Annotated in this window: 10 protein-coding genes; 4 read left to right on the top strand and 6 right to left on the bottom strand. The window is 60.3% G+C overall.

Annotated elements, in window-relative coordinates; all coding sequences use genetic code 11:
- Window positions 1-85: 85 nt before the first annotated feature.
- The 4 genes from OH491_RS22170 (at window position 86) to OH491_RS22155 (ending at window position 6,423) form a co-directional block, all read left to right on the top strand.
- Complete coding sequence (locus OH491_RS22170; RefSeq protein ID WP_342750711.1) at window positions 86-2,287, top strand: hypothetical protein; 2,202 nt, start codon at window positions 86-88, stop codon at window positions 2,285-2,287.
- 231 nt (window positions 2,288-2,518) lie between these two features.
- Complete coding sequence (locus tag OH491_RS22165) at window positions 2,519-4,333, top strand: beta-L-arabinofuranosidase domain-containing protein (protein ID WP_342750710.1); 1,815 nt, start codon at window positions 2,519-2,521, stop codon at window positions 4,331-4,333.
- A 53-nt stretch (window positions 4,334-4,386) separates the two neighbouring features.
- The gene (locus OH491_RS22160; protein WP_068769006.1) at window positions 4,387-5,427 is read left to right on the top strand and encodes a uroporphyrinogen decarboxylase family protein; all 1,041 of its coding nucleotides are present in this window, start codon (window positions 4,387-4,389) and stop codon (window positions 5,425-5,427) included.
- Window positions 5,428-5,526: 99 nt separating this feature from the next.
- The gene (locus OH491_RS22155; protein WP_068769007.1) at window positions 5,527-6,423 is read left to right on the top strand and encodes a helix-turn-helix domain-containing protein; all 897 of its coding nucleotides are present in this window, start codon (window positions 5,527-5,529) and stop codon (window positions 6,421-6,423) included.
- Between the two features lie 264 nt (window positions 6,424-6,687).
- Here the strand turns inward: OH491_RS22155 and OH491_RS22150 are convergent, their stop codons facing one another.
- The 6 genes from OH491_RS22150 to OH491_RS22125 all read right to left on the bottom strand — a co-directional run bounded on the left by OH491_RS22150 (window position 6,688) and on the right by OH491_RS22125 (window position 12,700).
- Entirely contained in the window at window positions 6,688-6,969 is a 282-nt protein-coding gene (locus OH491_RS22150; RefSeq protein ID WP_068769008.1) for a DNA-binding protein, read from the bottom strand.
- Window positions 6,970-7,094: 125 nt separating this feature from the next.
- Window positions 7,095-8,393 carry a site-specific integrase gene (locus tag OH491_RS22145; RefSeq protein ID WP_145928587.1) on the bottom strand — a complete coding sequence of 433 codons (1,299 nt, stop codon included), beginning with the start codon at window positions 8,391-8,393 and terminating at the stop codon, window positions 7,095-7,097.
- Between the two features lie 163 nt (window positions 8,394-8,556).
- Window positions 8,557-10,170 carry a tetratricopeptide repeat protein gene (locus OH491_RS22140; protein ID WP_068769010.1) on the bottom strand — a complete coding sequence of 538 codons (1,614 nt, stop codon included), beginning with the start codon at window positions 10,168-10,170 and terminating at the stop codon, window positions 8,557-8,559.
- Window positions 10,171-10,381: 211 nt separating this feature from the next.
- A complete protein-coding gene (locus OH491_RS22135; protein ID WP_068769011.1) occupies window positions 10,382-10,720 on the bottom strand; it encodes a P-II family nitrogen regulator in 339 nt (112 codons plus the stop codon).
- A 259-nt stretch (window positions 10,721-10,979) separates the two neighbouring features.
- On the bottom strand, window positions 10,980-11,318 hold the full coding sequence (locus tag OH491_RS22130; RefSeq protein WP_068769012.1) for a P-II family nitrogen regulator: 339 nt from the start codon (window positions 11,316-11,318) through the stop codon (window positions 10,980-10,982).
- Window positions 11,319-11,380: 62 nt separating this feature from the next.
- Window positions 11,381-12,700: an ammonium transporter gene (locus tag OH491_RS22125; protein ID WP_068769784.1), complete on the bottom strand. Its 1,320-nt coding sequence runs from the start codon at window positions 12,698-12,700 to the stop codon at window positions 11,381-11,383.
- Window positions 12,701-12,895: the final 195 nt, after the last annotated feature.

Genomic DNA, 12,895 nt, shown 5'->3' with positions numbered 1-12,895 from the left:
AACAGCCTTGCTCGCGTTCGCGCTTGCTCCCGCCGCGCTCCTTGGAGCTGCCCCCGATTCGGGGCGCGTGCCCGTTAATATTCCCGTGAAATCGTCCAGAGCGAACGGAATGGACATCTCGTTTCTGAACAACGCGCCCGCCGGCGCGCACGGCTTCATCCGCGCCACTCCGGACGGGCATTTTGCCAACGACAAAGGCCGCGTGAAATTCGTCGGCATCGCCATCGTCGGCACGCTCTGTTTTCCTAACCGCGCGGAGGCCGACGAAATCGCTGGCTACCTCGCCCGCCATGGCGTCAACTTGGTGCGCTTCCACTTTTTTATGAATTACCTGCTGGCCAAGGACAAGGCGCGGGCGAACGGGTATTTCGCGGCGCTGGATTATTTCATCCACGCCCTCAACCGGCGCGGCATTTACATAGACCTCGACTTGTATGATTTGTATCAAATCTCGCCGCCCGGCATCGTTCCCGACGGCGGGCGTTTCAAGCCCAACGATTTCTTCTTTTATTCGAAGGCCATCGAGGCGCAAAAATACTATGCCTCGCTGGTGTTCAACCACGTGAATCCGCACACGAAGCGTGCCTACAAGGACGAGTCGGGCATCGCGTTCGCGGAATTGTTGAACGAAAACTCGCCCTTCTGGGGCGACACCCTGCAAAAATGCGCGGGCGAGTCGAAGGCCGAGCTGGAAAAACTGTTCATCGCCTGGGTGGAAAAGAATGCCATTTCCGCCGCCGACTATAAGGCGCTCCTTGCCGACCCCGCGAAACCGCTCGCGCCCGGCAACATCACCTTCCCGTCGGTTTATGACAGCGAGGCGATGAAGGAGTTTTCCGTCGCGCTGATGCTGCGTTATTATAGAAGCATGAAAACCTTTCTCGGCACGCTCGGCGCGCGGATTCCGCTCACCGGGCACAACTGCCCGCTCTCGCCGGCGGATTTCTACACGCTGGCGCGGACGATGGACTACACCTGCTCGCATTTTTACTGGACGCACAGCGACAAGTCGTCGCTGAAGACGCCGCTGAACCATTTTTGGACGCTACCGCCGCAGCTCGGGCGAGTGCGCAACGCCGGGATGCCCGCCATCGTCAACGAATTCAGCTATTCGCATCCCAACAAATACCGGAGCGAGGGGCTGCCCGAGCTGATGGCCTACGGCGCCTTGCAGGATCTCGACGCTCTCGTGCTATTTTCCTACCACGACGAATGGCCCAAGTTCATGAAAAACGGGAAGCCCGCGCAGGGTTCGTGGGAAACGCCCAACGAAAAACTCCGGTATCATTCCAACCTTGTGAAGGACCCGGCAATCTGGCCGCTCGTCCCCGCGCTCGCGCTTTCCTTCCGGCAGGGCATGGTCCGCCCGGCGGAAAACCGCCTGCGAATCACCAGCACCCGCGACGAGGCGGTGAAGCGCGAGACGCGAGAGCGGCGTTATACAAAGGAGCAAATGGACGGACTGGAGACGGACAGTTTTTACAGCCGCCAGTTGCTCGCCTCGTCCGAGGAGACCTACAAAAAGGTCATCTCCATCGCGCGCGCCTACGACAAGACCGACACGGCGCAACTGCTCGCGTTCACCAGCCGAGTCGAGCGCGAGTTCACACCGGGGCCGGGCGGATTTTTATACAACGCCGATGGCGGTCCATCGGCGCCGCGTCTTGACATAAAGCCTTGGCGAATCTCCTACCTACCGGTGGATGACAATTCCAACTTCACCGCCGCGCATGACTCGCTCCGGCGCGCACTCGCGAAAAACAATATCAAAATTCCCGCCGTTGAAAACGGCGTCATCGCCAGCGATACCGGCGAAATCCGCCGCGATTTTGCCAACGGCGTGCTCTCCGTGGACACGCCTCGCTTGGTCGTGCGCTCGGGTTTTATACAAGGGGACAACGCCGCGCTCGGCGGGACGCTCGCGTTTGCGGTCGGCAACGAGCATTTGTCCGCCGCCATCGTTTCCGGCGACGCGAAGGAGCTGGCCTCGGCCCGCACCGTTTATGTGCTCTTCGGAGTGAACGCCGGCAACTCCGGCGAAAAGCCGGCGAAGATGAAGGATTTTCACATCGGCAGTGACTACGGCGACGGCGGCGAGCCCCCCATCATGGCCGATGCGCTGGCCGTGTCGCTTTCGTGGAAACGCACGCACGCTGGTTACCGCGTCTTTGCGGAGGATCCGGACAAGGCCGAGTATCAACTCCTCGCAGAATCCAAGGCCGGGGGCGACATGGTTTCCTTTACCTGCCTGAAAAACGCCTATCGCTATAAAATCGTTTTCGATTAAAACGAACCAATGAAACAGACACAGAGTTCACGGAGCTCCGACACGAAGTTCGAGGAGGCCCGCAGGTTTCCGTTCGGTTCCATGCAAATCATCTTTTAATAAAAAGCCCTCTTCGCAAAAAATCCTTCATGCAGCCGGACGACCCTCCGTGTTTGAGCTCGGTGAACTCTGTGTCCCAAAAGCCGAATACTTTTTTGCATTCATTCACGGTTAAAAAAATCCGAATTACAAATGAACCCTTATTACAAATCTCCCTCCATCCAAACCGCCACTACCGTCGCGCCCGACGCGTTTTTGCCGACGCCACTGGCGGGCGTTGATCTGCGCGGCTTCGCGGGCCACCGGCTCGACCTGACAATACAAAACCGCATTCTCAAGCAGAACGTGGACGAGCTTTTGCAGCCCTTCCGCCTGAAAACCGACACGCGCGAAACTTGGCGCTGCGAGTTCTGGGGGAAATGGTTCACCTCGCTCGTTGACGCATGGGTTTATTCCGGCGTGCCCGAGGCGGAGGCGCTGGTGAAAAAGGCCGTGGTCGGCCTCATGGCGACACAATCAGAAAACGGCTACATCGGCACGCAGCCCGACGCGTCCGTGGAGGCGAATTGGGACGTGTGGGGCCGCAAATACACCCTGCTTGGCCTGCTCGGTTATTATGAGGCGAGTGGCGACGACGCGACGCTCGGCGCGGCGAAACGTCTCGCCGACAACCTCATCGCGTCCGTTGAAAAAACAGGACAATCGCTGCACCGTCTCGGATTATATAGGGGGATGCCGGCGTCGTCGGTTTTGGAACCACTGGTGAAACTCGCACGCCTCTCCGGCGAACAGCGTTTCATGGATTTTGCACTCTCCATTGTCGGGGGCTGGGCGCAAGCCGATGGACCGGATTTGATCAACAAGGCGCTGACGAACGGCAGCGTCACGGCGTTTTTTCCGACACCACCCGCCGAGTGGTGGGTTTGGGAAAATGGCTGGAAGGCGTATGAAATCATGTCGTGCTACGAGGGCGTGTGCGAACTTTACCGTGCCACCGGCAATAAGCGTTGGTTCGACGCCACGGTCGCGTTTCACGCGCTGCTGGCGAAGCATGAAATGATGCTCGTCGGCTCCGGTTCCGCGATGGAGTGCTGGTGCGACGGCGCGGGACGCCAGGCCGAGACGCTGGAGCGCCCGCTCGAATCCTGCACCGCGATGCTTTGGATAAAACTGTGCGCGCAACTGCTCCGCGTCACCGGCGATCCGCGTTACGCCGATGATATTGAGCTGGCTTTTTATAACGCCTTCCTCGGTTCGATGGCCGCTGACGGAAGCTGGTATGCGCGGCACAATCCGCTTGAGGGCGTCCGCGACCCCGAGGAGCGCCATCAGGTCGGCATCGCGCAAAACTGCTGCGTCGCCAACGGTCCGCGCGTGATGCTGATGTTCCCCGCGCTCGCCGTCATGGCTGGCGGGGACGGCCCCGTCGTCAACTTTTTCTGCGGCGGCGCCCACCGCGTCACGCTCGCCGGCGGCACCGCTGTCAGTATCGAGCAGGAAACCAATTATCCGGTGGACGGCGCGGTCGCACTGCGTGTCACGCCGGAAAGGCCGGAGGAGTTCACCGTCTCAATCCGCGTCCCGAGTTGGGCCGCGCCCGTCGTCGCCACCGTCGGCGGCAAAACCTTCACCGGCGCGCCCGGCGGCTACCTGAAAATCCACCGCCGCTGGCGGGCGGGCGACCGCGTGACGTGGGAGTTCCCCCTGCCGCCGCGCGCGCTCCGCGTGAACGGTGCGGGCAAAAAATTCGGCATCGCGCGCGGCCCGATTGTCCTCGCCACCGACGCGCGCCTAGGCACCGCCGGCGCCGGCGACGCCCGTGCGGAAGTTTCGCCGGACGCCATCGCGCTCGCCCCGCGCCCGAGCGGCGACACCGCCATCTGGATGGCTTTCACGTTGCGCGCCGCCGACGGACGTGAAATCCCTGTGTGCGACTTCGCCTCCGCCGGCAACACGTGGGACCAGCGCTCCGCCTACTCCGTCTGGTTCACGCCGCCCGCCAACTGACCCCAACACAAACCAGCCACCAGCGTCACCGCCCGTCACCGCCATCCTCCGCCATGACCCCGAGAGAACGCATCCTCGCCATCCTGAACCGCCAGTCGGTCGACCGCATCCCGGTCGACCTCTGGCATACCGACGAAATCGCCACGCTGCTGCGCCGCCATTGCGGCGTGGACAACGACCTCGACGCCTACGCCGCGCTCGGCCTCGATAAAATCGTGTGGGTCTTTCTCGGTCCCGGTCCGAACGAAGCCGCCGAACGCAACCTCTGGGGCGTGCCCATTAAGACCGTCCGCGCCGGTGCCGCCACCTACGCCGAGTTCGCCGAGGCGCCGCTGGCCGCCTTCGATACGCCCGCCGCGCTCGACGATTACCCGTGGTGGCCCGACATTGAAAAACTCGACTACGCCGCCGCCGCCGACAAGGCACGCGCCGCTGCGCGGCGCTTCGCCGTCATCGGCCCGTGGGTGTCGTTTTTTGAAATCTACTGCCAGATGCGCGGCCTTGAGCAGGCCATGTGCGACCTCGTGGAAAACGAGGACTTCGTCGATGCGGCGCTTGATCGCATCGAGGAGATTCAAACGAAAATGATGCGACGCTTTTTCTCTGACACGAAAGGTTGCCTCGACCTCGTCTTCGTGAGCGACGATATCGCCACGCAACAATCGCTTCTCCTTTCGCCCTCCGCGTGGGAGCGCCACCTATGCCCGCGCATGAAACGTTGGTGCGATCTCACCCACACGCATGGCCTGAAAGTGTTCTATCACACCGACGGCGCGGCCCGCCCGCTACTGCGTTCCATTCTTGATTGCGGTGTGGACGTGCTCAACCCCATCCAGCACGTCTGTCCCGGCATGGACATGGCGGAATTAAAAAAAGAGTTTGGCGACCGCGTGATTTTTCACGGCGGCGTGGACAACCAGTTCGCGCTGCCGCGCGGCACGCCCGTCGATGTGCGCACCGAGGTGCAAAATTGCCTGCGCACGCTCGGCGCGGGCAGGCAAGGCTACATCTGCGCCTCCTGTCACAATATACAAGCCGGCACCCCCATCAAAAACATACTCGCAATGATAGAAACCGTTCATGGCGAAGGTTGAAAGCAAAGGAGCAATCAGAATGCACACAGTGGAGCGCAAAAAATCCTCCGCATGTTCATTAATAGCGTAATTCGCCTCATTATTATAGAACAATAACGAATGCTCAATCAACCTCATGAAAAGCACCATCTACATTCACAATCCAACAAGGTTCACGATCATCTTGTCCGCATCAATGATGAATCCGTTGACATCGGCTATGCCATGCATCCCGCGCACTATTGGGAAGAGCATGTCCATGACCGCCATCAATTCATCCTGATGCTGGATACCTGTTCCGAGGCGGAAATCGCATGGCGTATGGCCGATGGCTCGCGAGGAAAACAGCGGCTGTCGGGCCAGCAGGTGTGTTTTATTGAAAAGGATCTACCCCATTCCCTCCGCTGGGATGCCCCCGCCTCGCTTGTGTGTCTGTATATCAGCGAGGCTTTCGTGGCACAAATATCGCCAAACCGAAGCTGGAATGATGTCGTCATTCATCATTGGAGCGAGCTTCTTGCCTGCGATTTGCTGACCATGAGCCTCGTGCTGCTCATGGCCGAGCTTTGCTGCCAGCACGACCGCCTGCATCCGCTGCACATACGGGTGGCCGGTATTTTTTTAGGGGCGCAACTCATTCGGATACGCTCGCGCGCGAAAGCGCGGCTGCAAGAATCCGAGGGGCTCCAGAACGCGCAACTGAAACGTGTCCAAGATTGGATAAACGAGCATATCTCGGAACGCATTGAGGTGCGGGAGCTGGCCCGTGTCGCGGGCATCAGCAGAAGCTATTTCGGGAGAAAATTCAAGGCATCCACCGGCTATCAGCCGCGTCGATACATTCTCATACAACGCGTCCACTGCGCCTTGGGGCTATTGCAACGTGGCGGCCTGCGCATGTCGGAAATCGCCCATCTGGCAGGTTTTGCCGATCAAAGCCACCTGTCACGCAACCTGCGGGCGTTCTACGGGCGTTTGCTTTCCAAAAAAAACGTCCGTGAACCTGCCAAAGCTTGATCTGCCGGCCAATATGGTTGATGAAAATATATCCGCCCGTTCCTTCGTTGGTGCGATATATTCCGTAGGCTTGTTATGTTATTTATATTTATAGGTGCGGTTTCCTAGCTCCGCATCTTGCTTTCGTTTATTAAATTCAAAAGGGATACATTCGCTGTGGATTTGCTCGAATTTTTCTCGTATGGCTTCTTCCGAAGTATAAATGCAAAAACGCCACATGTGTGACGCATAGGGCATTGGATTCCGGCTGTATTGTGCGTTGTGTTATCCGCGAGCGGGCACGAGCAATCTTGTGCGGATGTGCATGGAGACCTCGGCGAGGTCGTAGTAAACAAAGTGCCCGACGCGGTGATGTGGGACGCGGCGGGCGCGCGTCCATTCGCGCAGCGTGCGCACGGACGGTTCGCGCCCGGTCGGGAAAATCCCGCCGAGGCGCAGGCCATTGATGTCCGTGAGCGCGGGACGCGGCTGGGTGGCTTGGGATGGTGTCACGGGAGCGAGGCGGGATGAGGGAGTGTCGGGAGTGGTGGTGTTTATTGCATTCATGCGAAGGCTCACATGGCACGCGGATTTTTTCTCGTGAATGTGTGGGTTGGTTCACCCGCAGGTGCGGTCGCGGAAACGAAAAAGACGGGCGGATGCGGCAGGGAAACCGCATTCGCCCAGTGGCTTTATGCGGCGAGTTGATCCTGGTCGGGTGTGGGTGCAGGAACAGGCGCGGGCGCGCTTGCCTGCTGCGTCGCTGGCAATGGCTGCGGCACGGCGTGCCGCCTCAGCCTGGGGCGGATATTGAAAAACGCCTCCGCCTCCTGCGGTGTGGTCACGTTCAGGTAATGGCGGCGGATGATGCTTTCCGAGTTGCCCGCCTGCAACGCCGCGTCGCCCATCGAACGGAATTTCGCCACGTGCATCGAAATAAACGTGTGCCGCAACACATCGTGCCCGACGCCGAACTTTTGGCGGATGCACGTGAGTTTTTTTGCGATGCTCTTCATTTTTTCCTTGGGCGGAATGACGGGGTATTCGTCCAGCGGATACGCGCACAACCACGCCGCGAGGTTCGGCTGGATGGTCACCAGCCGGCGCATGTTGACCTTGGATACCCACGGCTCGATGGTGATGGCGTTGTTCTCCAGCCGCACGTCGGCGGCGGGCAGCTTGGTGATTTCCCCGTCGGGGCGGATGCCGGCGAACAGGCATAGCACGAAAAACGGCACGAACGCCCCGCCGTGGACACTCTCGACATGCGCCATGAGTTGCGCGGCGCTCTCCGCCGTGAGCGCTTCGGCCCCGCCCCGGCTGTGGTCGATGCGGTGGCGGGTGGTGCCTTCCAACGGGTTTTTCACCAGCCAGCCTTTCTGGCAGGCATATTTGAAAAACGTGAACAGCACGGCGCGCCGGTTGTTCTGCGTTTTCAGCGACCCATTACCGCGCCGGATACAAGCGGGCAACGCCTCCGCGCCCACCTCCGCAAGCGTCTGCGTTGAGAAATGCCGCTGGAACTCCGTCAGCTCCAGCCGGATGTTTCGCAACTGGCGTTCGCCCATCAACGCCTGTTGCACGTCCTCCTTGCGCGCCTTCAGGTAGCTCTCGATGGCATCGCCGATTTTTAGCGCGGCCTCGGGCTCGCGGTAATTGGCCAGCGCATAGTCCAGATAAAACGTGAGCGGTCGCCGCGCTTTCTCCAGCCGGAGAAACGCGGCCTCGGCCTCGCGCAATTGAGCCTCGGTCAGAAACGTGCTCGCGCCACGAAGGTTGGATTGCGACTGGAGCACGCGCAGTTCGAGCGCAGCGCGCTCGGCGATGGCGTCCTCGCGGGTCTTGAAGTTTTTACGAACGCGCTCGCCGAGCAGCCAGCCGGCGACGCGGAATGAAATCACGCCGTTGCGATTCCTGAACGGCTTGATGGTGAAGGCGGTCTTTTTTTGTTTCATCGGTAGGTTGCCGCCGTCACGTGGCAACCTATTCATGAAATCTCCGGCTTCCCTCTGGGATTTGGCCTTTTCGCGCCGGCTGGAAGCCGGCGCTCCCAGTCGCTCACGCGTCATCCAGGCGTCTTGTCGTCTTCGCGTCGGCGCACTTTGAGTCGGCCCTGTTGCCCGGTCCTGCACAGAAAAAGCAGGACGCGCGGCCTCATCGCGTTTCCGGCAACGACGGCGGTTTGATCTGCGGGCGGACCGGGGCGGGCTTTATGCCGGCGGGCGGAGTCCTCCTGCGTCGATTGGCCTCGGGCTCCACCTCGCGGCCCGTGTCCTTCGCGATGCGGCGCTTGAGCGACTGCATCATCGATTTCAAGGCCGGGGATGTCTTGGGTTGCGAAATCAGATGGTCGGCGATGCGCTCGCTGTTCTCGTAATCCTTGATGCGCCAGCGCACGATGGCCAGGGCGGCGAGCGTGCGGGACGGGTCGCTCATGTCCCTGCGCGCCGCGTCGATTTCCTTCACCACCGGGCCGCGTATTTTCCCGCTGTGCGCCTCGACCATGGACAGGGTCTCGTATGCCTCGGCATTGCCGGGATCGAGCGCGAGCGCGCGGTCCAGCCAGCCGCGGAGTTTCTGGCATAACTCGTCCGGCATCCGGTAATCCAGCGTCGGACGGATCTGGCGCATGATTTCCTTGGCCGCCCGCACCAGCACAAACGAGGAATTGCTGCCAAGCTCCGCCGCGCGCTCCAGGCATTGCTGCGCCTGCGTGGCGTTCTGTTCGCGCATCGCCAGCTCCGCCTGCAACTGCCAGGGCTCGGGACGATCCGGGCGCCCCTCCGACAGCACGATCGCCCGGGCAAGCACGTTGCCGCGTTCGTGCGCGCGCCAGTCGAGGTCGAGCAACGCGAACTCGCGCTCGAAATCGGTCGCCGGCCGCGCCTTGATTTTCGCGCTGATGGCATCGGACGGGATTTTCAGGATGATGCTGCGATAGCGTCCGCCCCGCAAATAATCGTCCAGCTCCCGCTCCATGGCTTTGTAATCCATGCCATAGATTGTCTTGAACGCCTCCGAGATCGGCGTCGTGTCCCGCGAGAGCAATTCATAAAACGCCGTCAGTTTCCGCCCGTGGTCGCCGTCCACGCCGCAAGTCTGGTGGTGCGCAAAGAGCCATGCCCTCGCGTAGAGCATGCCGCGCTGGTCCGGGTCGGTGTAGAATTTGCTTTGCTTCGTCACGCCGAACAAATCGCCAAGCTCGATGCGCGGCCAGCGCTCGGCCAGCTTCCGCACGTTTTTCTCGCTGGCCATGCCCACCGTGACGGAATCCTTGTCGGCCTCAAAAGTCGAATACACCTCGGCCAGCCCGACACCCAGCCATACCGGTATCGCGCGTTCGCGCGAGTAAACCAGCGCCAGTTCGTATTCCCAAAACAACGACTGCCGCGCCCAGTCCAGATCCTCGTTGGCCGCCACCAGCAAGGCGCCCGATTCGTGGCGGAACACGCGTCCGCCGACCTTCTCGTCGGGTTTTCCATTCGGCAGCAGCGGCTTGTAGGGACGGAACTGGCTGTCGTAGTCGAACAGCACGATGCGCATGCGCGGCTCGCTGCCCTGGCTGCGCGCAAACAGCCTGAAAAACATTTCGCGGAACTGCTCCAATTCCACGAGGAGCTTTTTCGAATGCCGCTCCGAGGTGCAACTGAGCATCTCGAAATGTTCGCTGGTGACCACCTGCCAGTCCTTCGCGGCGGATGCGCCGGGAGAGAACAGCCAGCACAAAAAGAACACGCCGAGGACACGCGCAAAACGGAATCGCTTCATGAAGCAAAGAGTTCCGCATATCACGCCCTACCCGTCCGCTTCATTCAAACAAATTTTTAACCAAAAAGCCTCATTCAACCCAAGCATTCACACTATTTCGTCCGCGCAGACGGCCGGTAACGCGGGGAATAATGCATGCGTTGCGGGACGAAGAGCCGAGGCCTCTGCCAGACTCTCCCCTGAGAATGAAGCCTCCGCGAAATCAGTTCCTTCAGATCGCCGCCGATCCCTGCTCCTCGGTGCGGATGCGGACGGCGTGGTCAACCGGGAGCACGAAGATTTTCCCGTCGCCGATCTTTCCGGTGCGGGCGGCTTTCGCAATCGTATCGACCACTTTCGGGGCTATGTCGGCGGGAGCCACGATTTCCAGCTTCATCTTGGGCAGGAAATCGACCGAATACTCGCTCCCGCGATAAATCTCCGTATGGCCCTTCTGACGCCCGAAGCCCTTGACTTCGGACACGGTCATGCCCTCGATGCCGATTTCGGCAAGGGCGCTTTTTACTTCCTCCAGCTTGAAGGGCTTGATGACGGCGATGATGAGTTTCATGCGTTGGGTTCGTTCGAGGGTTTGGTCGGTATGTTTTGGGAACGACCCGGAACTTGGCGACTTATTGGACAGATATCTAGCATATTTAATGCCAATTTTACACAAAGTGATGGGTGCATCATGTCCCGGGATGAAAGCGGCCTGTCCCGGGCGCCCCGGCTGTCCGAGGTCATAACGACAAACACCGGCCCCCTTTTCGGGGGCCGGTGTTTGTTTGCATGGCTTTTGGCCGGGCTGGAAACGCGGGGAAATCCGCGGATCAGACCGCCGCGTCACCGCGCTCGTCGGTGCGGATGCGGATCACATCCTCGACCGGCAGCACGAAGATCTTTCCGTCGCCTATCTTGCCCGTCTTTGCCGACTTCGTGATCGTCTCCACCGCTTTCGCGGCGAGGTCGTCCACGACCACCACTTCGATCTTCACCTTGGGCAAAAAGTCCACGGTGTATTCGCTCCCACGGTAGATCTCCGTGTGCCCTTTCTGCCGTCCGAAGCCTTTCACCTCGGTCACGGTCATGCCCTCGATGCCGATGTCGGCAAGCGCGGCTTTCACCTCCTCAAGTTTGAATGGCTTGATGATGGATATGATAAGTTTCATGTGTTTTGCTCGTTGCGGGTGTGAATGTGTTTGTGATTACTGTCGCGGAAAACGCCGGTGCGTCAATCCGCATAACCCTCCTCGCCGTGCTCGTTGATGTCGAGTCCTTGGCGCTCGACCTCGGCGGTCGGGCGGAGACCGATCAGCACCTTGACCACGTAGGCGATGATGATCGTGGCGACCACGCTCCAGACCAGCACGATGCCGACGCTGGCGAGTTGCTTGAAGAACAGCTCCATGCCGCCCTCCTGTCCGTTGATTCCCTTGACGGCGAGCAGGCCGGTCAAAAGGGTGCCCACCGTGCCGCCGATGGCGTGGACGCCGAAGGTGTCAAGGGCATCGTCGTAACCGAGCCACTTTTTGAGATAAACGACGGCGAAGAACGGAATCACACCGGCGGCGATGCCGCAGATGACCGCGCCGCTCGGGCTGACGAAACCGGCGGCAGGCGTGATGACCACCAAGCCGGCGACGATGCCGGAGCAGAAGCCCAGCACGGAGGGTTGCTTCTTGATGAGAAATTCAAGGAACGCCCAGACGAAGCCACCGATGGCGGCGGCGAGCGTTGTGGTCAGGAACGCGCTGCCCGCGAGGCCGTTGGCGGCGCCGGCGCTGCCCGCGTTGAAGCCATACCAGCCCACCCACAGGATCGCCGTGCCGATCATGCAAAGCACCATGCTGTGCGGCGCCATTTTCTCTTTTCCGTAACCGAGGCGCGGGCCGAGGATGATCGCCAGCACGAGCGCGGAATAACCGGAGGACATGTGGACCACCAGGCCGCCGGCGAAGTCAATCGCCCCGATACCGGCGCCGATCCAGCCGCCGCCCCAGACCATGTGCGCGAAGGGGAAATAAACCAAGAACAGCCAGCCAGTGATGAAGGCGAGGACCGCGGTGTATTTCATGCGCTCGGCGATGGCGCCGACGATGAGGGCGGGCGTGATGATCGCGAACGTCAACTGGAACATGGCGAAAACCGACTCGGGCACGCCGGCGAGGTGGCTCGAGAAGGAAATGTCGTCGCCATTCGGGCCGTAGAGACCCTTGAAGAAGGTCGCGCCGAAGTCGCCGATGAACTTGCCATCGCCGCTGAACGACAGGCTGAAGCCGACCGCCCACCAAAGCAATGTCGCCAGACCGGCGATGCCGAGACATTGCGCGAGGACGGAGAGCACGTTTTTCTTGCGGACGAGACCGCCGTAGAACAACGCCAGACCGGGCAGCGTCATGAAGAGCACGAGCGCGGTGCTGGTGAGCATCCAGGCGGTGTCGCCGGAATTGATGGACGGCGCGGGCGCCGCGGCTTCCTGAGCGTGGAGCGGATTGAATAAGACCAACAGTCCCAGGACGGAGGCGATCCGGAGAACTCTGGTCACTGACATGGGCCAATGCTTCATAGGTGTTGTGGGTGTTTTGTTTTTGAATGAAGTCGGCTTCTACCGACTTGAAACAAAAATACAAAGCAGGTCCCATGCCGACCATGAAACGGGAGGACGCAAGCACGAAGAATATCTGCTGAATTCATTGTGTTTAAACATATTATATTAAACATTCCCGTTGTATCGGCCTCGAAATCC

The organism is Termitidicoccus mucosus (assembly GCF_038725785.1).
Classification (GTDB): Bacteria; Verrucomicrobiota; Verrucomicrobiia; order Opitutales; family Opitutaceae; genus Termitidicoccus; species Termitidicoccus mucosus.
Note: the sequence above shows the minus strand (reverse complement) of the source record. Positions and strands in the feature narration are given on the sequence as shown.

Coding starts and splice junctions, on each gene's coding strand:
- OH491_RS22165 (WP_342750710.1), top strand. CDS start 2,519: ATGAACCCTTATTACAAATCTCCCTCCATCCAAACCGCCACTACCGTC.
- OH491_RS22160 (WP_068769006.1), top strand. CDS start 4,387: ATGACCCCGAGAGAACGCATCCTCGCCATCCTGAACCGCCAGTCGGTC.
- OH491_RS22155 (WP_068769007.1), top strand. CDS start 5,527: ATGCTCAATCAACCTCATGAAAAGCACCATCTACATTCACAATCCAAC.
- OH491_RS22150 (WP_068769008.1), bottom strand. CDS start 6,969: ATGAATGCAATAAACACCACCACTCCCGACACTCCCTCATCCCGCCTC.
- OH491_RS22145 (WP_145928587.1), bottom strand. CDS start 8,393: ATGAATAGGTTGCCACGTGACGGCGGCAACCTACCGATGAAACAAAAA.
- OH491_RS22140 (WP_068769010.1), bottom strand. CDS start 10,170: ATGAAGCGATTCCGTTTTGCGCGTGTCCTCGGCGTGTTCTTTTTGTGC.
- OH491_RS22135 (WP_068769011.1), bottom strand. CDS start 10,720: ATGAAACTCATCATCGCCGTCATCAAGCCCTTCAAGCTGGAGGAAGTA.
- OH491_RS22130 (WP_068769012.1), bottom strand. CDS start 11,318: ATGAAACTTATCATATCCATCATCAAGCCATTCAAACTTGAGGAGGTG.
- OH491_RS22125 (WP_068769784.1), bottom strand. CDS start 12,700: ATGTCAGTGACCAGAGTTCTCCGGATCGCCTCCGTCCTGGGACTGTTG.